Raw genomic sequence first — 21,233 nt, forward strand, 5'->3', positions numbered from 1 at the left:
GTCGATGTCACTCATCCGACCCTCGGCTGATATCGTCTGCGCGTCATGACCGACAACAAAGAGTCGCCGAAGCGCCCCAGCTCAGCTGATGGTGCGAACGTGGGCTGGGCCGCCGTCGGGTACCTGATCTCCGGGATCGGAGTCTGGGGCTTCCTCGGCTGGATCGTCGATCGCTGGCTGGATGTGCCCAAGCACTTCGGCATGATGATCGGCATGTTGGTCGGCATGGCCGGGGCGATCTACCTGGTCGTCAAGAAGCTTGGCGCGTAAGCGCTTCCGTCTCCGAGAGCGAAGGATGGTGCGGTGAGCGTCTCGATGGTCGTCCTCGCCAAGGCAGAGATCCCGTGGCCGCCCACGGTCGACGAGGGGTTCTTCTTCGACCCGGTGGTGGGCACCGGCCCGTGGGTCACGAAGTTCACCATCATGCTGTGGATCGCGATCGCGGCGCTGATCGTGCTGTTCGCCGTGGCGCTCCGGAAGCCGAAGATCGTTCCCACCAAGGGCCAGTGGATCGCCGAGTCGGTCATGGACTTCGTGCGCAACGGCATCGGCCGCGAGATCATCGGCCCCAAGGGTGACAAGTTCGTGCCGTATCTGACGGTGCTGTTCTGCTTCATCGCGTTCATGAACGTGTTCGGCATCATCCCGCTGGCGCAGATCTCGCCGATGACGCACATCGCGTTCCCCGTGGTCCTCGCGATCATCTCGTACGTGATGTACATCTTCGTCGGCATCCAGAACTCCGGCCCGGGCAAGTTCTTCAAGAACCACCTGATCCTGCCGGCCCCGTGGTACCTGCAGCCGCTGCTGATCCCGATCGAGTTCTTCCAGAACTTCATCGTCCGGCCGGTCACCCTCTCGGTGCGTCTGTTCGCGAACATGTTCGCCGGCCACCTGATCCTGCTGGTGTTCACCCTCGGCGGGTTCGTCCTGATCAACGCCGGCACCGCCTTCACCTACGGTGTCTCCGTCTTCTCCTTCGCGATGGCCATCGCGATGACGCTGTTCGAGTTCTTCGTCGCGATGCTGCAGGCGTACATCTTCGTCCTGCTGACCGGCACCTGGCTGCAGGGCGCTCTCGCCGACGAGCACTAGGGCTCAGATATACCCCCGTTAGCTGTTTCGCGTGAGAGTCACGCGAGATACTCCAGGAGGAATACCGAAATGACGCTTGCCGAACTCACCGGTGACATCAGCTCGATCGGCTACGGCCTCGCGGCCATCGGCCCCGGTATCGGTGTAGGCATCGTGTTCGCCGCCTACATCCAGGCGACGGCCCGTCAGCCCGAGTCCGCCGGCCTGACCCGCGCCTACCTGTTCATGGGCTTCGCGCTCTCCGAGGCGCTGGCGCTGTTCGGCCTCGCGCTCGCCTTCGTCTTCTCGCACCCCGCCGCCTAACAACCGGTCCGCAAGGGAACGGGAGTTTCTCATGTTTCTCGCGAGTGAGCACAACCCGCTCATCCCGATCTGGCAGGAAGTTGTCGTCGGGACGATCGGTTTCGCCCTGCTGTGCTTCGTGCTGATGAAGTTCGTCTTCCCCAAGATGAACGAGGCGTACGAGGCTCGGGTCGACGCGATCGAGGGCGGCATCAAGCGCGCCGAGGTCGCCCAGGCCGAGGCGAACGCGCTGCTGGAGCAGTACCGCCAGCAGCTCGCGGAGGCCCGGACCGAGGCCGCGAGCATTCGCGACGAGGCCCGCGCCGACGCTGGTTCGATCAAGGACGACATCCTCGCCGCGGCGCAGGAAGAGCGTGACCGGATCATCTCGGTCGGGCGCGAGCAGCTCGCCGCCGACCGTCAGTCGCTCCTGCACGAGCTGCGGGGCGAGCTGGGTTCGCTGTCCGTGGAGCTGGCCAGCCGCATCGTCGGTGAGTCGCTCGCGGACGAGGCTCGGAAGAAGGGCACCGTCGACCGGTTCCTGACCGAGCTGGAGAACAGCGACGCTTCTCCGGCCGGGCGGCGCTGATGCAGGCCGCCAGCCGCGAGTCGTACGCGGCCGCCCGCGCGCAGCTCGACAGCTACGCGTCCTCCGCCCCGGCGGGGGACGTGGCGGCGACCGCCGGCGACGTGCTCGGGGCAGCCGTGCTGCTCGGCCGTGAGCCGAGCCTGCGCCGGGCCCTGGCCGACGCCAACCGGACCGGTGCCGACCGTTCCGCGCTGCTGAACCAGATCCTCGCCGGCAAGATCAGCGAGGGCGCGGCGCAGCTGCTCGGCGCTCTGGTCTCCGGCCACTGGTCGCGGCCGACCGACCTGGTCAACGCCACCGAGCGGCTCGGGGCCGAGGCGCTGCTAGCCAGCGCCGAGTCCTCCGGCCAGCTGGCCGATGTCGAGGACGAGCTGTTCCGGCTCGGCCAGGTCGTCGCTGGTGACTCCCGGCTCGCCTCGGCGGTCGGTGACACCACGGCCGAGCTGACCCGTCGGGTCCAGCTGGTCGGCGACCTGCTCGCCGGCAAGGCGACGCCGGTGACGGCGCGACTCGCCGAGCTGGCCGTGTCCGGGTTCGAGGGGCGCAACTTCGACGGTTCGGTGAGCCGGCTCGTCGAGTTGGCCGCCGAGCGGCGGAACCGGTCCGTGGCTTATGTCACGGTTGCCGTACCGATGACCGACGAGCAGGAACGGCGACTCGTCGCCGAGCTGGCCCGGCGGTACGGTCGGGAGATCACCGCCAAGGTGACCGTCGATCCGGAGATCCTGGGTGGGATCAGCGTGCGGGTCGGCCACGACCTGTACGACGGCACCATCCTCCGGCGGCTCGCCGAGACCCGCAACGCCCTCGCCGGGCGCAACTAAGCGACTTCCGCATAGCGCCTGGGCCGTCACGCCGAGTCGCTAACGACCCGATGAATAGAGGAACCTGAAGATGGCCGAGCTGACCATCTCGTCGGAGGAGATCCGGGGCGCTCTGGAGCGCTACGTCTCCTCCTACAAGCCGGAGATCTCCCGCGAGGAGGTCGGCACCGTCGCCGAGGCTGGTGACGGTATCGCCCGTGTCGCCGGTCTTCCGTCGACCATGGCCAACGAGCTCCTGGAGTTCGCGAACGGGTCCCTGGGCCTGGCGCTGAACCTCGACGTCCGCGAGATCGGTACCGTTATCCTCGGTAACGCCGAGGGCATCGAGGAGGGCCAGCCCGTCAAGCGGACCGGCCGTGTCCTCTCGGTCCCCGTCGGTGACGCGTTCCTCGGCCGGGTCGTCGACCCGCTGGGCAACCCGATCGACGGCCTCGGCGACATCGAGGCCGAGGGCTACCGCGAGCTGGAGCTCCAGGCGCCGACCGTTATGCAGCGGCAGTCCGTCAAGGAGCCGATGCAGACCGGTATCAAGGCCATCGACGCCATGATCCCGATCGGCCGTGGCCAGCGTCAGCTGATCATCGGTGACCGCAAGACCGGTAAGACCACGGTCGCGCTCGACACGATCATGAACCAGCGCGCCAACTGGCTGACCGGGGACCCGAAGCAGCAGGTCCGCTGCGTCTACGTCGCCACCGGCCAGAAGGCCTCCACGATCGCCTCCATCAAGGGCGCGCTCGAGGCGGCCGGGGCCATGGAGTACACGACGATCGTGGCCTCCCCGGCGTCGGACTCCGCTGGCTTCAAGTACCTGTCGCCGTACACCGGCTCGGCCATCGGCCAGCACTGGATGTACGCGGGCAAGCACGTCCTCATCGTGTTCGACGACCTGTCGAAGCAGGCTGAGGCGTACCGCTCGGTGTCCCTGCTGCTGCGTCGTCCGCCGGGCCGTGAGGCGTACCCGGGTGACGTCTTCTACTTGCACTCGCGTCTGCTCGAGCGGTGCGCGAAGCTGTCCGACGAGCTCGGCGGCGGTTCGATGACCGGTCTGCCGATCATCGAGACCAAGGGCAACGACATCTCGGCGTACATCCCGACCAACGTGATCTCGATCACCGACGGTCAGATCTTCCTCGAGCAGGACCTGTTCAACCAGGGTGTCCGCCCCGCCATCAACGTCGGCACCTCGGTGTCCCGCGTCGGTGGTTCGGCCCAGGTGAAGGCCATCCGTGGCGTCTCCGGCCGTCTGCGGGTCGACCTGGCCCAGTTCCGTGAGCTGGAGGCCTTCTCGGCCTTCGCCTCGGACCTGGACCGCGCGTCCCGGATGCTGCTGGACAAGGGCGTCCGCCTGGTCGAGCTGCTCAAGCAGGGCGTCGGCCAGCCGGTCGCCGTCGAGGAGCAGGTCGTCTCGATCTGGGCCGGTACGACGAACAAGCTCGACGACATCTCGGTCTCCGAGGTCCGTCGCTTCGAGACCGAGTTCGTCCAGTACCTGCGGCACTCGCACAAGGGCCTGCTCTCGGGCATCGCGACCACGAAGCTGCTGTCCGACGACGCGGTCGCCGAGCTGGAGACCGCCATCACGCGGTTCAAGCAGATGTTCCTCGCCGCCGACGACTCGATCGTGCCGAACGCGGCCGCCGAGGCGCAGGAGGCGATCGACCACGAGCTCAGCGAGTCCGTCACGCGCTACACGGCCCCGCCGGCCGAGAAGAAGTAGGGCTGCGCGATGGCTGCCAATGTCGGTGCTCTGAATCGCCGGATCCGTTCGGTCAAGGCGACGAAGAAGATCACCAAGGCGCAGGAGCTTGTCGCCACCAGCCGGATCGCCAAGGCTCAGGCGCGGGTGGCGGCTTCGCTGCCGTACGCCCGCTCCATCACCGGGGTGCTCACAGCGCTGGCGACCAACACCAGCAACATCGACAACCCCCTGCTGACCGCGCGTCCGCGCGTCCGGCGGGCCGGGGTGCTCGTCGTCACCAGTGACCGTGGTCTGTGCGGTGGCTACAACGCCAACGCGATCCGGACCGCCGAGCAGCTGATGACGAAGCTCCGGTCGGAGGGCAAGGAGCCGGTGCTGTACGTGTCGGGCCGCAAGGGGCTGGCGTACTACAAGTTCCGCAACCGCACGGTGACCGCCAGCTGGTCGGGCTTCTCCGAGCAGCCGGACTTCGACAACGCCCGCGAGATCGGGGTGACGCTGATCCAGGCGTTCATCAACGGCGCGGACGACGGCGACGACCACGCTGGCGAGGACGGCGTGCTGGGTGTCGACGAGTTGCACATCGTCTACACGCAGTTCAAGTCGCTGATGACCCAGGTTCCGGAGGCCAAGATCATTGGCCCGATGGAGGTCGAGGTCAAGCCGCGCGAGGAGGGGCTGGCCGCTGGGCTGCTCCCGTCGTACGAGTTCGAGCCGGAGGCCGAGGTGCTTCTGGACGCGTTGCTGCCGAAGTACATCAACACCCGGATCTACGCGGCGCTGCTCGACGCGGCGGCGAGCGAGTCGGCGGCACGTCGCAAGGCGTGCAAGGCGGCGACGGACAACGCCGATGACATGGTCCAGAACCTGACGCGGATCCGTAACTCCGCGCGACAGGCTGCGATCACCCAGGAGATCAGTGAGATCGTCGGCGGCGCCAACGCGCTAGCGGCGGCAGGGAGTGAAGTGTGATGACCACTGCTGTAGAGAGCAAGACCGGCCTCGGCCGCGTTGTCCGGGTCATCGGCCCGGTCGTCGACGCCGAGTTCCCGCGCAACGAGATGCCCGACATCTTCAACGCGCTGCACATCGACGTCGAGCTGGCCGGCGGCAAGAAGACCCTGACCCTCGAGGTCGCGCTGCACCTGGGCGACGGCATGGTCCGCGCGATCTCGATGCAGCCGACCGATGGTCTGGTCCGGGGTGCCGAGGTGCGCGACACGGGCTCGATGATCTCGGTGCCCGTCGGTGACGTCACCAAGGGCAAGGTCTTCAACGCCATCGGCGACTGCATGAACCAGCCCGACGCCGAGTTCGGCGAGCGCTGGGGCATCCACCGCAAGGCACCGGCCTTCAAGGACCTCGAGCCGAAGACCGAGATGCTGGAGACCGGCATCAAGGTGCTCGACCTGCTCGCCCCGTACGTCAAGGGTGGCAAGATCGGCCTGTTCGGTGGTGCCGGTGTCGGCAAGACCGTTCTGATCCAGGAGATGATCGTCCGGGTCGCGAACAACTTCGGTGGCACCTCGGTGTTCGCCGGTGTCGGTGAGCGCACCCGTGAGGGCAACGACCTGATCGCCGAGATGACCGAGTCCGAGGTCATCGACAAGACCGCACTGGTCTTCGGCCAGATGGACGAGCCGCCGGGCACCCGTCTGCGGGTCGCGCTGTCGGCTCTGACGATGGCCGAGTACTTCCGGGACGTCGCGAACCAGGAGGTGCTGCTCTTCATCGACAACATCTTCCGGTTCACCCAGGCGGGTTCCGAGGTCTCGACCCTGCTGGGCCGGATGCCGTCGGCCGTGGGTTACCAGCCCACCCTGGCGGACGAGATGGGCGAGCTCCAGGAGCGGATCACCTCCGTCCGGGGCAAGGCCATCACGTCGATGCAGGCCATCTACGTGCCCGCTGACGACTACACCGACCCCGCGCCGGCGACAGCGTTCACCCACCTGGACGCGACCACCAACCTCGAGCGGTCGATCTCCGACAAGGGCATCTACCCGGCCGTGGACCCGCTGGCGTCCTCGTCCCGGATCCTCGCCCCGGAGATCGTCGGCGAGGAGCACTACCGGGTGGCGGCCGAGGTCAAGCAGATCCTCCAGCGTTACAAGGACCTGCAGGACATCATCGCCATCCTCGGTATGGACGAGCTGTCCGAAGAGGACAAGATCGTGGTCGGTCGGGCTCGTCGCATCGAGCGCTTCCTGTCGCAGAACACCTTCGTCGCCAAGCAGTTCACCGGCGTCGAGGGCTCCTACGTCCCGATCAAGGAGACGGTCGACGCGTTCAAGCGGATCTCCGCTGGCGAGTTCGACCACTTCCCGGAGCAGGCGTTCTTCATGTGCGGTGGCCTCGAGGACCTCGAGCGCAACGCCGCGGAGCTGATGAAGTAACTGTTTCACCCGAGAAGGGCCCGGCCGCCGTTGGTGGTCGGGCCCTTTTTCGACGGGTACGAGTGGGGCCTCCCCGCCGCGCGCCGGCCACCCCCCGCTGATCGCGACCCGTGACGCCCACCCGGCGCCGGCGTCCGGCGGCTCCCCGACAGCGCCGGAGGGTGGCTGTGCTCACATCCGGCCTGTGTGCGGGCCGACCCGATTCCGCATTCGGGTCGACCGCCCAGTAGGATCGACCTCGTTCCCCGTCTTCGCGCGTAGGAGTGTCGTTGTGGCGAAGAAGCTGCACGTTGAGCTAGTGGCCGTTGAAGAGAAGGTCTGGTCCGGCGAGGCCGAGATGGTCAGCGCCCGGACGACCGAGGGCGAGCTCGGCGTTCTCCCGGGGCACGCCCCGCTCCTCGGTCAGCTGGCCGAGCCGGGTGAGGTCGTGATCAAGGGCACGGAGACCGGCGACCTGTATTTCACGGTCGAGGGTGGTTTCCTCTCCGTCACCTCCGAGGGGGTCACGGTCCTCGCTGAGGAGTGTGCGCCCTCAACCGCCAAGTCGGCGACGCACTAACCCCGGGCCGGACGCCGATGCACGCAGTCATAGCGATCGGGATCGGCGTCCTTGCCCTGCTCTGCCTGCTCGCCATGCTCTTCGTCCGCCGCCTCATGATCGCCCGGGGCGGCGGAACTGTCGACATGTCCATCCGGCTGACCTCCAGCGTCGCCGGCCGGGGATGGGCGGTCGGCATGGGCCGCTTCGCCGGCCGTGAGCTGCGGTGGTACAGGCTGTTCAGCCTCGCCCCCAACCCGCGTCGGATCCTGCTCCGCCCCGAGCTGTCGGTGGTGTCCAAGCGGTCACCGGACGGCGCTGAGCAGCTCGCGATGCCGGCGGACAGCGTGATCCTGCAGTTGAACAGCGGCCGGGGGCCGGTGGAGATCGCGATCGCCGACGCCGCCCTGACGGGCTTCCTGAGCTGGCTGGAAGCCGCGGGCCCCGGCCGGCACTGATCCGAGGTCCAGGGCGCTACCCGGCACTCATCCGAGGCCCAGGGCGTTACCGCGACGCCGACTGGCGGTATTTGCGGATCGACAGCGGCACGAACACCACCAGGATCAGCAGGATCCAGCCCACGGCGAGCAGCACCGGGTGCTCCCCGGGATAGCCTGGCGGCCGTTTCAGGCCCGTGTTGCCCCACAGCGCCCGCAGCGCGAGCACGATCGAGCTGATCGGGTTCCAGTCGGCGACGTACTGCAACACCTTCGGCAGCGAACCGGTCGGGATGAACGCGTTGGACAGGAACGTCAGCGGGAACATCCAGATGAACCCGGCGCTCTGGGCCACCTCGACGCTCTTCACCGACAGGCCGATCAGCGCGGACACCCAGCTCATGGCGTAGCCGAAGCCGAACAGGATCGCGAAGCCGGCGATAGCGCGCAGGAAACCGTCGTGGATCCGCCAGCCGACGATCAGGCCGCAGAGGCTCATCACCAGTACCACGAACACGTTGTTGAGCAGGTCGGACGTGGTTCGGCCGATCAGCACGGCAGCCCGGGACATCGGCAGGGACCGGAACCGGTCGATGGTGCCCTTCTGCAGGTCCTCCGCCAGCCCGATCGCGGTGATGGCGGCCCCGAAGGCGACGGTCTGGGTGAAGATGCCGGCCATCAGGTACTCCTTGTAGTTCACCCCCTCGATCTTGATCGCGCCGCCGAACACGTACGCGAACAGCAGCACGAACATGATCGGCTGGATCGTGGAGAAGATCACCAGGTCCGGGATCCGGCGGAACTTGATCAGGTTGCGTTTCGCGACGACCCAGCCGTCGGTGAGCGCCATGGCCACGGGGTTCACGCCGTCACCTCCTCTGTCGAGACCCGCTCGCCGGTCAGCTGCATGAACACGTCGTCGAGGGTCGGCCGGTGCACGGCCAGGTCCACGGGCTCGACCCCGGTGGCGTCCAGTTCGCGGACGGCGGCCACCAGGGCCGGGGCGCCCCGGGTGACCGGGATCGTGATCTGGTGGGTCTCGTGGTCGACCTGCGGCTCGCCCGTGCCGACCCCGCGCATGATCGGCAGGGCCAGGTTCAGGTCCTGGGCGTTGCGCAGGGTCAGGGCCAGCCGTTCGCCGCCGACGGTGCGTTTGAGCTCCTCGGGGGTGCCGTGCGCGATGGCCCGGCCGTGGTCGATCACCACGATGTCGTCGCAGAGCTGGTCGGCCTCCTCCAGGTACTGCGTCGTCAGCAGCACCGTCGCCCCCTGCCGGACCCGCTCGCCGATCACGTCCCACATCCCGAGCCGGCTGCGCGGGTCGAGCCCGGTGGTCGGCTCGTCCATGAAGATCACCGGGGGTTTGGCGACGAGCGCGCCGGCCAGGTCGAGCCGGCGGCGCATGCCCCCGGAGTAGGTCTTCACCGGGCGGTTGGCGGCATCCGTGAGCGTGAACCGTTCGAGCAGCTCGTTGGCCCTGGCCCGGGCGGTCTTCTTGCCCAGGTGGTACAGCCGGCCGATCATCTCGAGGTTCTCGTACCCGGTCAGGTACTCGTCCACGGCCGCGTACTGTCCGGACAGTCCCATCACGCGCCGGACCTCCTGCGGGTGGTGGAGCACGTCGATCCCCGCGACGAACGCGCGCCCGGCGTCGGGTCGCAGCAGGGTGGTCAGGATGCGCACGGCCGTCGTCTTGCCCGCGCCGTTGGGGCCGAGCAGTCCGAGCACTGTGCCCTCCGGGACCGCCAGGTCCAGGCCATCGAGTGCCGTGAGCTGCCCGTACCTCTTGACCAGCCCCTCGGCCATGATCGTCGGGGTCATGACGTCCAGCCTAGGCCGGCTAAGGTGACCCGATGACCGAATTTCATATTCTCGCCGATGACTCTGTCTGGCGTGCTGGTTGGGAACAGCGGGTCGAAGCCCGGCACCTCGAGGTGGGCCTGTCGGAGGAGTCCTGGGACTCCCGGCTCCCCCGGTTGCGGGCGTACCGGGACCGGGGCGAGGAGCACGCGGTGGCGGCCGTGCAGGACGGCGGGACGCGCGTCGGCTACGTGGCCGTGGCCCTGGACAACGCGCAGACCCGGATCGACGACATCTGGATCGAGCCGGACCACCGGGAGCACGGCCACGGCCGGGCCGCCCGGGACTGGGCCGAGGCGTGGGGCCGCGAGCGCGGGGCGCACCGGGTGTTCCTCCAGGCACTGGAGCCCACCCCGGTGTTCGACGACTACCCGCTGCGCGCGCAGACCATGGTGAAGGTGCTGGGGGCGGCCCCGGACCTGCCGGCGGGGGTGCTGGGGCGGCCGATGTCGGCGGCGGAGTACCCGACGTGGTTGGAGAACGACATCATCGGCTACATGGCCGACATCGTGGACTCCGGCAGCATGGAGCCCGAGGCGGCCCGGCGCAAGGCCGACGAGGACTTCGCGAACCTGCTCCCGCAGGGTCTGGACTCCCCGGACAACACCCTGTGGACGGTCGAGGCCGGCGGCGAGGGCGTGGCCTTCCTCTGGCTGAAGCACCACACGTCCCCGGGCCAGAGCTTCGTGTACTCGGTGTCCACCTCCCCGGCCCACCGGGGCAAGGGCTACGGCCGGGCGGCGATGATCCTCGGCGAGCGGGCGACCCTCGACGCCGGCGACCAGGCGTTGCTGCTCAACGTGTTCGGCCACAACCGGGTGGCGATCAACCTGTACGACAGCCTCGGCTACGCGGTGCTCGACCAGTCCCGGTCGACGGACGGCACGAGCTCCACCTCGTAGCCCTGGGTGTCGACGAGATAGGCCGCGCCGTTGCCCGGGTACGGGTAGTCGAACAGCTTCCGCCAGCCGTGGCCCGGTGCGGCCTCGACCAGCCGGTCGAGGGATTCCGGGCTGCCGGCATGCAGGGCGAGGTGGTTGAGCCCGGGCGTGGTGCGGTCGTGGGTGGTCCCGGTCAGCGCCGGGGACTGCTCGAACACGATGTACGTGTCGCCGAACTTCCAGGACCGGCCGGCGGGCCAGTCCTGGAAGAGCTCGTAGCCGAGCTGTCCGAGCAGCCAGCCCCAGCTCCGGTTGGCCTCGGCGAGGGAGGGCACCCAGAGCTCGACGTGGTGGATCACGCGGCCCCGCCGCCCGGCACCCACTTCACGTCGCCGTCGGGGTTGGCCACCCGACCGAGGATGAAGAGCAGGTCCGACAGCCGGTTCAGGTACTTCGCCGCCAGCACGTTCGTCCGGTCCGGGTCGGCCTCGATCAGGGCCCACACCCGGCGTTCGGCCCGTCGGGACACGGTGCGCGCCTGGTGCAGCAGCGCGGCGGCCGGCGTGCCCCCGGGCAGGATGAAGGAGTCGAGCTTCGCCAGCCGCCCGTTGAACTCGTCGCACCAGCCCTCGAGCCGGGTCACGTACTCCTCGGTCACCCGCAGCGGGGGATACGCCGGAAGGTCGGTGATCGGGTTGCACAGGTCGGCGCCCACGTCGAACAGGTCGTTGTTGACCTGGGCCAGGACGGCCCGCACGTCGTCGGCGGGGTTGCCGAGGGACAGGACCAGGCCGATCACGGCGTTGGTCTCGTCCGTGTCGGCGTACGCCTCGATCCGGGGGTCGGTCTTGGGCACCCGGGAGAAGTCACCGAGGCCGGTGGTGCCGGCGTCGCCGGTCTTCGTATAGATGCGGGTGAGGTGGACTCCAGACATGCGGCCAGCATACGTAGTCTGGGCGGGTGGATCTGATCAGAGTGCACGGCGGGGTCCGGCTGGCAGGCGACGTGGCGGTGGTCGGCGCGAAGAACTCGGCCCTGAAACTGATGGCCGCGGCCCTGCTCGCCGAGGGTCGTACCGTGTTGCGCAACGTCCCCCGGATCACCGACGTCGCGATCATGGCCGAGGTGCTCCGCCGGCTCGGCTGTGCCGTGGACCTGACGACCGTCGACGACAAGTCCTGCCTCGTCACGATCGACGCTCCGGCCGAGCTGGGCGTCGAGGCCGACTACGACCTGGTCCGCCGGCTACGGGCCTCCATCTGCGTCCTGGGCCCCCTGCTGGCCCGCCGGGGGCACGTCAGGGTGGCGCACCCGGGCGGTGACGAGATCGGCTCGCGCGGGCTCGACATGCACGTGTCCGGGCTGGCCCGGATGGGCGCGACGATCTCCAACGAGCACGGTTACGTGATCGCCCGGGCGGACCGGCTGCGGGGCGCGATGATCTGGCTGGACTTCCCGAGCGTCGGGGCCACGGAGAACCTGCTGACGGCCGCCGTGCTCGCCCGGGGTTCCACCCAGATCGACAACGCCGCGCGCGAGCCGGAGATCGTGGACCTGTGCGCGATGCTCACCGCGATGGGCGCCAAGATCGACGGCGCCGGTACCGCGACGCTGGTCATCGAGGGCGTGGAGGCCCTGTCCCCGGTCACCCACCACACGATCGGGGACCGGATCGTGGCCGGCACCTGGGCGTTCGGGGCGGCGATGACCCAGGGCGACGTCACGGTGCGCGGGATCGACCCGGCGTTCCTGGAGCTGGCACTCGACAAGCTCGGCCAGGCCGGCGCGGAGGTCACCGGGGTCGCCGACGGCTTCCGGGTCGCGATGTCCGGCCGGCCGCGGGCGGTGGACATCCGTACCCTGCCGTTCCCGGGTTTCGCCACCGACCTGCTGCCGATGGCGATGGGTCTGGCGGCGGTCAGCGAAGGGGCGTCCCTGATCACGGAGAACATCTTCGACGGCCGGTTCATGTTCGTGAACGAGATGTCCCGGCTCGGCGCGGACATCCGCACCGACGGCCACCACGCGGTCGTCCGGGGCCGGGAACGGTTGTCGGGCGCGCCGGTGCGGGCCACGGACATCCGGGCCGGTGCCGGTCTGGTCCTGGCCGGGCTGTGCGCCGAGGGGGTCACGGAGGTCGGCCAGTCCCACCACATCGACCGGGGCTACCCGGGCTTCCTCCGCGACCTGCGCGGCCTGGGCGTGACCGTGGAACGCGGTGTCGCCCCGGAGGAGCCGGAGTTCGACATCTGACGGTTACGCCGCATCACCGACCCGGCGGCGTCCTGGTCAGCCCAGGACGCGGCGGGCCTGGTCGAGTTCGTCGTTGAAGACCAGGACGCGCACCCTGCCGTCGGATTCGATGACGACAGTGGTGCGTATGTTGACCAGGGCCAGGGCGTCACGGACCGTGTCCGCCGCGGCCGGCCCGTCGACGATGGCGACGTCGCGCAGCAGCCCGTAGTCCCGCGTTCCGGGCGGCCAGGGCGCGTCGTCCCAGGCGATCCAGTCGACGTCCTCGGCGGCGGTGCGCGCCTCCGCCCGGAACGCCCAGCGCAGTATCAGCGCGAGTCCGCCGAGTACCGAGAAGGCGATCAGCGGGCCCGCGACCAGGGATAGACTCTCCGACCCAGGCACACACTCAGTGTGACATTTCGCGTACTCCGCGCGCAGCTACTCGGCCCACCTGAGTGACCGTTCAGTAGGCACAATAGGCTGCGGGACAAGCTGACGAGAGGGGTACGGACATGGCGGGGCGACTCGCGGTGATCGGTGCGGGCCTGATGGGTTCCGGCATCGCGCAGGTGGCGGCTCAGGCCGGCTGGCAGGTGACCCTCCGCGACCTCACCGACCAGGCGACGGCGCGCGGGCTGGCCGGGATCGAGGCCTCGCTGACGAAGTTCGCGGCCAAGGGCAAGATCTCCGAGTCCGACGCGCACGCCGCGATCGGCCGGATCTCCACGACGACGGAGCTCGGCGACGCCGCCGACGCCGACATCGTGATCGAGGCGGTGTTCGAGCAGCTCGAGGTCAAGCAGGAGATCTTCCGGGCACTGGACAAGATCTGCAAGCCGGGTGCGGTGCTGGCCACCAACACCTCGGCGATCCCGATCACCCAGATCGCCGCGGTCACCGAGCGCCCGGAGTGGGTGGTGGGGACGCACTTCTTCTCCCCGGTACCCATGATGAAGCTCTGCGAGTTGGTCAGGGGTTACAAGACCTCCGACGAGGCGCTGGCCACCGCGCGCGCCTTCGCCGAGGAGATCGGCAAGACCTGCATCGTGGTGAACCGCGACATCGCCGGCTTCGTCACCACCCGGCTGATCACCGCCCTGGTGATGGAGGCCGTGAAGCTGGTGGAGACCGGGGTCGTGTCCGCCGAGGACCTCGACACCGCCTGCAAGCTGGGCTTCGGGCACGCGATGGGCCCGCTGGCCACGACCGACCTGACCGGCGTGGACATCCTGACGAACGCCACGAAGAACATCTACGCCGAGACGAACGACCCGAAGTTCTTCCCGCCGGAGCTGCTGCTGCGCATGATCGCGGCGGGCGACCTGGGTCGCAAGACCGGCAAGGGCTTCTACGAGTACGAGTGAGCCACCGGGCCGCCCCTCACGGGAGGGGCGGCCCGGTCTCACCCCTCCTCGCCGGACATGTGCGGACGTAGACTGGCGCACCAGTTCACGAGCTGTCGATGACGCGGGGAGAACGGCGTGCCGAACGAACAGGACGACTGGTCCCGGCGGGTGGAGGGCTGGGAGCGGGCCGACGACGCCGCGGAGTCCCGGACCGGGGTGGTCAAGGTGGTCGCCTGGACCCTCGGGGTGGCGCTCGTGCTGGTCTGCGGCGTGGTGATGCTGCTCGGCCGGAAGCCTGGCCCGCTGTTCGACCCGGCGGACTATCCGGGTCCGGGGACGGGGGAGGCGGTCGTCAGGGTGCATGACCGGCAGCCCCTCAACGAGATCGCGCAGATCCTCAAGGACGCCGACGTGGTGAAGAGCGCGCGGGCGTTCCTGGAGGTGGCCGGCACCGACATCGCCCCGGGCACGTACACGCTCCGGCGGCAGATGCGGGCCCGGGACGCCTACAACCTGATGCGGGGGCAGACGCCGGCCCGCGACACGCCGAACCCGTCGAGGTCGACGACGGCGTAGCGCCGGCTGGCCCCTCGCCGCCGCGACCCGACGGGTCGGTGCGCCGGCATGTCGGGTCGCCCCGGACCCCGACCGGGCGGGCAGGTCGCCCCGGCCACGCGATCGATCCTGCGGGGAGGGCGGCCTGTGGTCGATCAGGCGGCTTCCGCCGGTTCCCCGACCGGGGCCGGGGACTCGGCGTCGGGCCGCTCCGCCGGTTGCCGCACGTGCCCCCAGAGGATGACGGCGACGAGCACCCCGGCGAGGAACCAGCTGAACGCCTGCACCGTCAGGATGTTCACCACGCCGAGCCGGTCGGTGAACGCCCCGGCCAGGCCGGCCCCGACGAGCGACCCCGCGGCCATCAGCACCCCGATCACCGCGAACACCCGGCCCATGAACGCGTCGGGCGTCTCCTGCTGGATGATCGTCATCAGGGCCGCCATCGCCACGGCCGCCGGCACGCCGACCAGTACCCACAGGCCGATCTGCGGCGCCATCGACGGGGTGAACCGGGGCAGGGTGAAGATCGCCAGGTCGACCAGGCCGAAGACCATCAGGCCGACGATCAGGAGCCGCAGCGGTGTCCAGCGCGCGGCGAACCAGCCGCCGGCCAACCCGCCGAGGATGCCGCCGACCGCCTGAGAGGACATCAGCCAGCCGAACTCCTGGGCCCCGCCGTGCAGGCCCACGTCGACGAAGATGGCGAACGTCGACATCATGATGCCCTCGCCGATCGCGCCGATGGTGAGCACGAGGAGCAGGACGCTGAGTACCCGGCTGCGGCGGATCAGGGCGAGTCCGCCGGTGAACTCCCGGCCGAAGTGCCGTTCCTCGGGCGCGCCGGTCGCGCTGTCGACGACGGCGTCCGCGCGGTGCCGGCCAGGGATGGCGGCGACCAGGGCGGCGGCGACCAGGAACGAGGCTCCGTTGATCAGGGCCGAGCCGCCCAGGCCCAGGTAGGCCGCCGACAGGCCGCCGAGCGCCGGACCGACCAGGCGGGCGAGGTTGTTGTTGAGCGCGTTCATCGCGTTGGCCGCCGTCAGGTCGCCGGAGTCCACGAGGCGGGGGAGCATCGCCCCCTCGGCGGGCTGGGTGAACTGGCCGATGACGCCCTGGAGGAAGACGACGCAGTACACGATCGGCACCGCCCTGGCGTTGTGCACCAGGGTCAGCGGGACCATGGCCGCCGCCTGGAGCAGGTTGCCCACGATCATGACGGTCTTGCGGTCCCAGCGGTCCACGAACACCCCGGCGACCGTGCCGAACAGGAGCCGGGCCGTCACGCTCGCCACCACCGAGCCGGCCATCGCGGCCGGGGAACCGGTCAGCTTGAGCACGTAGATCGGCAGCGCGACCATGAGCAGCCAGTCGCCGGTGAACGAGATCAGCCCGGAGGTCCAGAGCAGGGCGAAGCCGCGCCGCCGGAACAGGGAGAGGGAACCCTTTTGCATGGCGTCATCGTGACACCATCATCTGATGTCATGCAAGCCCCTCTTTGGCGTCAGTCCTTGTCGCTATGACGTCAGGTGTGTCACCCGTCCCGTCGGCTGGTCCAGCGGAAGGTCAACATGCACAGGGCGAGGCCGATCACGACCCACGCGGCCAGGACCAGCGCCACCCGGCCCAGTTCCCAGCTGCCGGCCGGTTCGAACGCCGCCTGGGACTCGGGCAGGAACACCGACCGCATGCCCTGACACATCCACTTCAGCGGGAACAGCGCCGCGACCTGCTGCATCCAGCCGGGCAGGGAGGTGAAGACGAAGTACACCCCGGAGATGAACTGGAACACCAGCGCGATCGGGGTCACCACCGCCGATGCCCCGCGACCCGTGCTGACCAGCGACGACGCGGCGATCCCCAGCAGGGTGCACCCGGTGATGCCGAGGACGAAGACCCAGGCGAAGGTCAGCCACCTCGCGGGGTCGGTCGGCAGGGTGACGCCGATGAACAGCACCGCGTAGGCCAGCAGCAGCGCGGTGCAGATCGCGCCGATCGCGAGGACCATCAGGATCTTGCCTATGAAGTACGAGGCCTTGGGCATCGGCGTGCCGGCCAGCCGCTTCAGGACGCCCCGGTCGCGTTCCATCGGGATCTGCATGCCGAGCCCCTGGAACCCGGTCGCCAGCAGCCCCGCGGCGATCATGCCGGTCACGATGTACTGGCTGTAGCGGACGCCGGAGGCGAGGCTCCCCGGGTAGATCAGGCTGAAGATCGTCACCATGACGATCGGGAACGCGAGGGTGAACACCACGGACTCGCGACTGCGGAGGAACTGCTTGATCTCCAGCCGGCCCCGGCGCACCCCGAGGACTATGACCCTCATGCTTGACCTTCCTGGTCGCTCAGTCTCTCGGCAAAGGGCGCCTCGAGCCTTCGCTCGAAGATCATCTCCAGGTACACGTCTTCCAGCGTCGGCCGGGTCACGGTCAGCCGCGGGATCTCCCCGCCCAGCTCGGCGGCCAGCGCTGTCACGAACGCCGTCGGCTCGGCCGTCTCCGCGCTGCGCGGCCCGTCCGGGGTGCTCCACCGCACGGTCGCCGGCCGGTTGGCGCGGTCGCCGAGGGCCGCCGGGGTGTCCACGGCCACGAGCCGGCCGGCGCTGATCACGCCCACCCGGTCGGCGAGGGCCTCGGCCTCCTCCAGGTAGTGCGTGGTCAGCACGATGGTCGTACCGGTCTCGGCCAGGCCGCGGATCAGGCCCCAGAACTCCTGCCGGGCCTGCGGGTCGAAGCCCGTGGTCGGCTCGTCCAGGAAAAGCAGCTCCGGCCGGCCGATGACGCCGAGGGCCACGTCGAGCCGGCGGCGCTGGCCGCCCGACAGGGTGCGGGCCCGGGCCCGGCGTTTGTCCGCCAGCCCGACGAGTTCGATGAGTTTGTTTGGATCATCCGGGTTCGGGTAGTAACCGGAGAAGTGTCGGACGACCTCCTCGACGGTCAGTTCCTCGAACTCGCCGGTGCTCTGCAACACCACCCCGATCCGGGCCCGCCACGCGGCGGTCGGCCGGGCCGGGTCGACCCCGAGCACGCTGACCTGGCCGGCGTCGCGTTGCCGGAACCCTTCGAGGATTTCGACCGTGGTGGTCTTCCCCGCGCCGTTCGGCCCCAGAAGGGCGAAGATCTCGCCGGTGAGGACCGTCAGGTCGAGGCCGTCGACGGCGGCGAGTCGGGGGCCGAGACCGCGCCGGTTCGACTCACCGGCGGTCGCCGTCGATTTATATGTTTTTCGCAGATCTTGCACATGTATTGCGGCATCAACGAGCACGTCAGACACTATGCCTGAACGTCTTCGTGCTACTTCGGGTGGAGGCGGGAATCGGTTTCCGGGATGACGTGCCTCGGGGATCGCCCTGAGAGAGTTCAAGGGGCAAAGCCGGAGGCGCAACCTTCGGCGGGCGGTTAGCGTCACCTAGGGGAGCAGCGAAGCGACGGAGATCGGGGGGCGATCATGCTGAGACTGGTAGACGGGGGCGAGCGGGTCACGCTCGTCGGGCGGTTGGACGGACAGACTGTCGCGGGCATCCGCGAGCAGCTGCACGCCGCGCTCGCCGAGGGACATGGTCCGCTCGTCGTGGAACTCTCGGCGGTGGACATCATCGACGCGGCGGGGCTGGGCATGCTCGTCGCCGCTCAGCAGAAGGCTGTCCGGGCCGGGCGTCGGATCGTGCTGCGGGGCACCCCGGCCCGGTTCGCCCGGCTGTTGCGGGCCACGCGTCTCGACCGCGTTCTGCCGGATGAGCGCGCGCTGTTGGCTGCGTGACCAGCATCACGGGCGCAGACTTAATTACCGTTCAGTAGAGTTGTGCCATGGCAGACCGTCCCTGGCTGATGCGGACCTACGCGGGGCACTCCTCGCCGGCCCGGAGTAACGAGCTGTTCCGTCGCAACCTGTCGAAGGGGCAGACCGGGCTCTCGGTCGCCTTCGACCTGCCGACCCAGACGGGGTACGACCCCGACCACGAGCTCGCCCGCGGCGAGGTCGGCCGGGTCGGCGTCCCCGTCGCGCACCTCGGCGACATGCGGACCCTGTTCGACGGCATCGACCTGTCGGCGGCGAACACGTCGATGACGATCAACGCGCCGGCCATGTGGCTGTTCGCGCTCTACGTCTCGGCGGCCGGCGGCGACGCCTCGCGCCTGTCGGGCACCACCCAGAACGACATCATCAAGGAATACCTCTCCCGGGGCACGCACATCTTCCCGCCCGGCCCGTCGCTGCGGCTCACCGCCGACCTGGTCGCGTGGTCCGTGCGGCACGCGCCCAAGTGGAACCCGATGAACGTCTGCTCGTACCACCTGCAGGAGGCCGGGGCGACCCCGGTGCAGGAGGTCGCGTTCGCGCTGGCCACCGCGATCGCCATCCTGGACGAGGTGCGGGCCCGCGCCGAGGTGACCGACTTCGCGGCCGTCGTGCAGCGGATCTCCTTCTTCGTCAACGCCGGGGTGCGGTTCGTCGAGGAGATGTGCAAGATGCGGGCTTTCACCCAGCTCTGGGATGAGATCACCCGCGACCGGTACGGCATCGAGGACCCCAAGGCCCGCCGCCTGCGCTACGGCGTCCAGGTCAACTCCCTCGGCCTCACCGAGGCCCAGCCGGAGAACAACGTCGCCCGGATCGTGCTCGAGCTGCTGGGCGTGACCCTGTCCAAGGACGCCCGGGCCCGCGCCGTGCAGCTGCCGGCGTGGAACGAGGCGCTCGGCCTGCCCCGGCCGTGGGACCAGCAGTGGAGCCTGCGCATCCAGCAGATCCTGGCCTTCGAGTCCGACCTGCTGCACTATGGCGACCTGTTCGCCGGCTCGCATGTCGTCGAGGCCAAGACGGCGGAGATCGCCGACGGGGCGCGCGCCGAGCTGGACCGGGTGCTGGAGATGGGCGGCGTGGTCGCCGCCGTGGAGTCCGGGTACCTGAAGAGCGCCCTGGTCTCCTCGCACGCGGAACGCCGCAGGCGGGTCGAGAGCGGCGAGGAGGTCGTCGTCGGCGTCAACAAGTACGCCGAGACCGAGCCCAGTCCGCTGACCGCCGCCGGGGCCGCCCCGATCGAGCAGGTCGACCCGGCGGTGGAGGCCGCGGCGATCGCCTCGCTGAAGGAGTGGCGGCAGGACCGCTCGCAGAGCGCCGTGGACGACGCGCTGGCCGAGCTGCGCCGCGCGTGCCGTACCGACGAGAACCTGGTCGACGTGAGCATCGCCTGCGCGCTGGCCGGGGTGACCACCGGCGAGTGGGCCCAGGCGCTGCGCGAGGAGTTCGGGGAGTACCGGGCGCCGACCGGCATCGCCGGGGTCTCCGCCGACGGCGGCGGTCTCGCCGACGTCCGGGCCAGGGTGGCCGCGACGTCCGCGGAGCTGGGCGGGCGCAAGCTGCGGCTGCTGCTCGGCAAGCCGGGGCTCGACGGGCACTCCAACGGCGTCGAGCAGATCGCCGTCCGGGCCCGCGACTGCGGCTTCGAGGTCATCTACCAGGGCATCCGCCTCACCCCGGGCCAGGTGGCGGCCGCGGCGATCGAGGAGGACGTCGACCTCGTGGGCCTGTCCATCCTGTCCGGTGCGCACCTCCAGGCCGTCGCCGACGTGATGGCGGGGCTCGGCGACGCGGACATCCCGGTCATCGTCGGCGGCATCATCCCGCCCGAGGACGAGAGGACCCTGCTGGCCACCGGGGTCGCGCGGGTGTTCACCCCGAAGGACTACGCGCTGACCGAGATCATCAACGAGCTGGTCACCGTGGTTCGCCAGGCGAACAATTTACAGGATTAATTCACTCATGCCTGTGGATGGAGACAAGGGCGGGGTGGATGCCGGAAACTGCGGAAGTATGGTCCTGCGCTAGCTGCCGTCCTGTTCGACCTCGACGGAACACTCGTCGACAGCGAGTCGGTCTGGGACGAGGTCTTCTGTGAACTCGCCGGTCGGGCACTGCCCGCCGAGCTGCTGAGCCGTACCGACGGGCTCGGGGTGCTGGCCGCCATGCGGCTGATGCACGCCGAGCTGGGTTGGCCGCTGCGCACCGCCCCCGCCAGTGCCGTCTGGGTCGAGCGCCGCGTCGCCGAGCTGTTGTCCACCGGGACCCGCTGGCGGCCCGGCGCCGTGGAACTGTTGGCGGAACTGCGGGCCGCCGGGGTGCCGACCGCGCTGGTCACCGCCACCCGGCGGTGCGTCGTGTCCCGGATCCCGGGGCTGGTCGGCTTCACCGTGGTGGTGTGCGGCGACGACGTCGCGCAGTCCAAGCCGCACCCGGAGCCGTACCGGGCGGCGATCCGGTCGCTCGGGGTGCCCGCCGGCGGCTGCGTGGCCGTGGAGGACACCGTGATCGGGGCGACGAGCGCCGCCGGGGCGGGGTGCGCGGTGCTGTTGGCGGCCGAGGAGCCGGTTCCGGGGTACTCGTGGACGGAGAGTCTGCACGGCGTGGACGCTGAGTACCTGAGGCGACTGCTCCCTCGTCCCGCCTGATGGGATGCCCGTGAGTCCGACATGACCGAAGGGCGGGCAGCATAGGA

The 21,233-nt window shown here is 69.5% G+C and carries 25 protein-coding genes; 17 read left to right on the top strand and 8 right to left on the bottom strand.

The features are described 5' to 3' along the window. Positions 1-45 precede the first annotated feature (45 nt). The 10 genes from IW245_RS34725 (at position 46) to IW245_RS34770 (ending at position 7,884) form a co-directional block, all read left to right on the top strand. Complete coding sequence (locus IW245_RS34725) at positions 46-270, top strand: AtpZ/AtpI family protein (RefSeq protein WP_197007327.1); 225 nt, start codon at positions 46-48, stop codon at positions 268-270. A 45-nt stretch (positions 271-315) separates the two neighbouring features. After that, positions 316-1,095: a F0F1 ATP synthase subunit A gene (gene atpB, locus IW245_RS34730; protein ID WP_197008836.1), complete on the top strand. Its 780-nt coding sequence runs from the start codon at positions 316-318 to the stop codon at positions 1,093-1,095. Positions 1,096-1,164: 69 nt separating this feature from the next. Continuing rightward, positions 1,165-1,398: an ATP synthase F0 subunit C gene (atpE, locus tag IW245_RS34735; RefSeq protein ID WP_197007328.1), complete on the top strand. Its 234-nt coding sequence runs from the start codon at positions 1,165-1,167 to the stop codon at positions 1,396-1,398. A gap of 31 nt (positions 1,399-1,429) precedes the next feature. After that, positions 1,430-1,966 (top strand): F0F1 ATP synthase subunit B, encoded by a 537-nt coding sequence (locus IW245_RS34740; protein WP_197007329.1) that lies wholly within the window; start codon positions 1,430-1,432, stop codon positions 1,964-1,966. Beyond that, entirely contained in the window at positions 1,966-2,790 is an 825-nt protein-coding gene (locus IW245_RS34745; protein ID WP_197007330.1) for a F0F1 ATP synthase subunit delta, read from the top strand. The genes IW245_RS34740 and IW245_RS34745 overlap by 1 nt, the downstream gene beginning before the upstream one ends. 70 nt (positions 2,791-2,860) lie before the next feature. Further along, positions 2,861-4,510: a F0F1 ATP synthase subunit alpha gene (atpA, locus tag IW245_RS34750; RefSeq protein ID WP_197007331.1), complete on the top strand. Its 1,650-nt coding sequence runs from the start codon at positions 2,861-2,863 to the stop codon at positions 4,508-4,510. A gap of 9 nt (positions 4,511-4,519) precedes the next feature. Further along, positions 4,520-5,464 carry a F0F1 ATP synthase subunit gamma gene (locus tag IW245_RS34755; protein WP_197007332.1) on the top strand — a complete coding sequence of 315 codons (945 nt, stop codon included), beginning with the start codon at positions 4,520-4,522 and terminating at the stop codon, positions 5,462-5,464. Further along, the gene (gene atpD, locus IW245_RS34760; protein WP_197007333.1) at positions 5,464-6,888 is read left to right on the top strand and encodes a F0F1 ATP synthase subunit beta; all 1,425 of its coding nucleotides are present in this window, start codon (positions 5,464-5,466) and stop codon (positions 6,886-6,888) included. The genes IW245_RS34755 and atpD overlap by 1 nt, the downstream gene beginning before the upstream one ends. Positions 6,889-7,159: 271 nt before the next feature. Continuing rightward, positions 7,160-7,447 (top strand): F0F1 ATP synthase subunit epsilon, encoded by a 288-nt coding sequence (locus IW245_RS34765; protein ID WP_197007334.1) that lies wholly within the window; start codon positions 7,160-7,162, stop codon positions 7,445-7,447. A gap of 17 nt (positions 7,448-7,464) precedes the next feature. After that, on the top strand, positions 7,465-7,884 hold the full coding sequence (locus tag IW245_RS34770) for a DUF2550 domain-containing protein (protein WP_197007335.1): 420 nt from the start codon (positions 7,465-7,467) through the stop codon (positions 7,882-7,884). A gap of 46 nt (positions 7,885-7,930) precedes the next feature. Here the strand turns inward: IW245_RS34770 and IW245_RS34775 are convergent, their stop codons facing one another. Further along, on the bottom strand, positions 7,931-8,728 hold the full coding sequence (locus tag IW245_RS34775) for an ABC transporter permease (RefSeq protein ID WP_197007336.1): 798 nt from the start codon (positions 8,726-8,728) through the stop codon (positions 7,931-7,933). Continuing rightward, the gene (locus IW245_RS34780) at positions 8,725-9,684 is read right to left on the bottom strand and encodes an ATP-binding cassette domain-containing protein (protein WP_197007337.1); all 960 of its coding nucleotides are present in this window, start codon (positions 9,682-9,684) and stop codon (positions 8,725-8,727) included. The genes IW245_RS34775 and IW245_RS34780 overlap by 4 nt, the downstream gene beginning before the upstream one ends. A 32-nt stretch (positions 9,685-9,716) precedes the next feature. On the opposite strand from IW245_RS34780, the gene IW245_RS41885 reads away from it, so the two are divergent. Continuing rightward, positions 9,717-10,625, top strand: coding sequence for a GNAT family N-acetyltransferase (locus tag IW245_RS41885; protein WP_197007338.1), 909 nt, complete (start codon positions 9,717-9,719; stop codon positions 10,623-10,625). On the opposite strand, the gene IW245_RS34790 is transcribed toward IW245_RS41885, so the two are convergent. Both IW245_RS34790 and IW245_RS34795 read right to left on the bottom strand, forming a co-directional pair. After that, complete coding sequence (locus IW245_RS34790) at positions 10,571-10,963, bottom strand: VOC family protein (RefSeq protein ID WP_197007339.1); 393 nt, start codon at positions 10,961-10,963, stop codon at positions 10,571-10,573. The two genes, IW245_RS41885 and IW245_RS34790, sit on opposite strands and share 55 nt — an antisense overlap. Beyond that, the gene (locus IW245_RS34795; protein WP_197007340.1) at positions 10,960-11,538 is read right to left on the bottom strand and encodes a cob(I)yrinic acid a,c-diamide adenosyltransferase; all 579 of its coding nucleotides are present in this window, start codon (positions 11,536-11,538) and stop codon (positions 10,960-10,962) included. Before IW245_RS34795 ends, IW245_RS34790 begins: the two co-directional genes overlap by 4 nt. A gap of 26 nt (positions 11,539-11,564) precedes the next feature. On the opposite strand from IW245_RS34795, the gene murA reads away from it, so the two are divergent. Then, a complete protein-coding gene (murA, locus tag IW245_RS34800; RefSeq protein ID WP_197007341.1) occupies positions 11,565-12,857 on the top strand; it encodes a UDP-N-acetylglucosamine 1-carboxyvinyltransferase in 1,293 nt (430 codons plus the stop codon). A 36-nt stretch (positions 12,858-12,893) separates the two neighbouring features. Here murA and IW245_RS34805 read toward each other — a convergent pair whose 3' ends face one another. Beyond that, positions 12,894-13,241 (bottom strand): hypothetical protein, encoded by a 348-nt coding sequence (locus tag IW245_RS34805; RefSeq protein WP_197007342.1) that lies wholly within the window; start codon positions 13,239-13,241, stop codon positions 12,894-12,896. A 110-nt stretch (positions 13,242-13,351) separates the two neighbouring features. On the opposite strand from IW245_RS34805, the gene IW245_RS34810 reads away from it, so the two are divergent. After that, on the top strand, positions 13,352-14,203 hold the full coding sequence (locus IW245_RS34810; protein WP_197007343.1) for a 3-hydroxyacyl-CoA dehydrogenase family protein: 852 nt from the start codon (positions 13,352-13,354) through the stop codon (positions 14,201-14,203). 117 nt (positions 14,204-14,320) lie between these two features. Next, positions 14,321-14,761 (top strand): MltG/YceG/YrrL family protein, encoded by a 441-nt coding sequence (locus tag IW245_RS34815; protein ID WP_197007344.1) that lies wholly within the window; start codon positions 14,321-14,323, stop codon positions 14,759-14,761. A 134-nt stretch (positions 14,762-14,895) separates the two neighbouring features. On the opposite strand, the gene IW245_RS34820 is transcribed toward IW245_RS34815, so the two are convergent. The 3 genes from IW245_RS34820 to IW245_RS34830 form a co-directional block, all read right to left on the bottom strand. Beyond that, positions 14,896-16,194 (bottom strand): MFS transporter, encoded by a 1,299-nt coding sequence (locus IW245_RS34820; protein WP_197007345.1) that lies wholly within the window; start codon positions 16,192-16,194, stop codon positions 14,896-14,898. An 80-nt stretch (positions 16,195-16,274) separates the two neighbouring features. Beyond that, positions 16,275-17,066, bottom strand: coding sequence for an ABC transporter permease (locus IW245_RS34825; protein WP_197007346.1), 792 nt, complete (start codon positions 17,064-17,066; stop codon positions 16,275-16,277). Continuing rightward, positions 17,063-18,004, bottom strand: coding sequence for an ABC transporter ATP-binding protein (locus tag IW245_RS34830; protein WP_372445286.1), 942 nt, complete (start codon positions 18,002-18,004; stop codon positions 17,063-17,065). Before IW245_RS34830 ends, IW245_RS34825 begins: the two co-directional genes overlap by 4 nt. A gap of 183 nt (positions 18,005-18,187) precedes the next feature. Between IW245_RS34830 and IW245_RS34835 the strand changes: the two genes are divergently transcribed. The 3 genes from IW245_RS34835 to IW245_RS34845 all read left to right on the top strand — a co-directional run bounded on the left by IW245_RS34835 (position 18,188) and on the right by IW245_RS34845 (position 21,186). Beyond that, the gene (locus tag IW245_RS34835) at positions 18,188-18,499 is read left to right on the top strand and encodes an STAS domain-containing protein (protein WP_197007347.1); all 312 of its coding nucleotides are present in this window, start codon (positions 18,188-18,190) and stop codon (positions 18,497-18,499) included. 47 nt (positions 18,500-18,546) lie between these two features. After that, complete coding sequence (locus IW245_RS34840) at positions 18,547-20,493, top strand: methylmalonyl-CoA mutase family protein (RefSeq protein WP_197007348.1); 1,947 nt, start codon at positions 18,547-18,549, stop codon at positions 20,491-20,493. Between the two features lie 81 nt (positions 20,494-20,574). After that, on the top strand, positions 20,575-21,186 hold the full coding sequence (locus tag IW245_RS34845) for an HAD family hydrolase (RefSeq protein ID WP_231400637.1): 612 nt from the start codon (positions 20,575-20,577) through the stop codon (positions 21,184-21,186). Positions 21,187-21,233 lie beyond the last annotated feature (47 nt).

Origin of the sequence: Longispora fulva, assembly GCF_015751905.1 — a bacterium.
Lineage (GTDB): Bacteria > Actinomycetota > Actinomycetes > Mycobacteriales > Micromonosporaceae > Longispora > Longispora fulva.

Bases quoted from the DNA above. Each gene is read 5' to 3' on its own strand.
- atpB (WP_197008836.1), top strand. From the start codon at position 316: ATGGTCGTCCTCGCCAAGGCAGAGATCCCGTGGCCGCCCACGGTCGAC.
- IW245_RS34820 (WP_197007345.1), bottom strand. From the start codon at position 16,194: ATGCAAAAGGGTTCCCTCTCCCTGTTCCGGCGGCGCGGCTTCGCCCTG.
- IW245_RS34745 (WP_197007330.1), top strand. From the start codon at position 1,966: ATGCAGGCCGCCAGCCGCGAGTCGTACGCGGCCGCCCGCGCGCAGCTC.
- IW245_RS34780 (WP_197007337.1), bottom strand. From the start codon at position 9,684: ATGACCCCGACGATCATGGCCGAGGGGCTGGTCAAGAGGTACGGGCAG.
- atpA (WP_197007331.1), top strand. From the start codon at position 2,861: ATGGCCGAGCTGACCATCTCGTCGGAGGAGATCCGGGGCGCTCTGGAG.
- IW245_RS34835 (WP_197007347.1), top strand. From the start codon at position 18,188: ATGCTGAGACTGGTAGACGGGGGCGAGCGGGTCACGCTCGTCGGGCGG.
- atpE (WP_197007328.1), top strand. From the start codon at position 1,165: ATGACGCTTGCCGAACTCACCGGTGACATCAGCTCGATCGGCTACGGC.
- IW245_RS34740 (WP_197007329.1), top strand. From the start codon at position 1,430: ATGTTTCTCGCGAGTGAGCACAACCCGCTCATCCCGATCTGGCAGGAA.
- IW245_RS34840 (WP_197007348.1), top strand. From the start codon at position 18,547: ATGGCAGACCGTCCCTGGCTGATGCGGACCTACGCGGGGCACTCCTCG.
- IW245_RS41885 (WP_197007338.1), top strand. From the start codon at position 9,717: ATGACCGAATTTCATATTCTCGCCGATGACTCTGTCTGGCGTGCTGGT.
- atpD (WP_197007333.1), top strand. From the start codon at position 5,464: ATGACCACTGCTGTAGAGAGCAAGACCGGCCTCGGCCGCGTTGTCCGG.
- IW245_RS34795 (WP_197007340.1), bottom strand. From the start codon at position 11,538: ATGTCTGGAGTCCACCTCACCCGCATCTATACGAAGACCGGCGACGCC.
- IW245_RS34825 (WP_197007346.1), bottom strand. From the start codon at position 17,066: ATGAGGGTCATAGTCCTCGGGGTGCGCCGGGGCCGGCTGGAGATCAAG.
- IW245_RS34770 (WP_197007335.1), top strand. From the start codon at position 7,465: ATGCACGCAGTCATAGCGATCGGGATCGGCGTCCTTGCCCTGCTCTGC.
- IW245_RS34755 (WP_197007332.1), top strand. From the start codon at position 4,520: ATGGCTGCCAATGTCGGTGCTCTGAATCGCCGGATCCGTTCGGTCAAG.
- IW245_RS34725 (WP_197007327.1), top strand. From the start codon at position 46: ATGACCGACAACAAAGAGTCGCCGAAGCGCCCCAGCTCAGCTGATGGT.
- IW245_RS34810 (WP_197007343.1), top strand. From the start codon at position 13,352: ATGGCGGGGCGACTCGCGGTGATCGGTGCGGGCCTGATGGGTTCCGGC.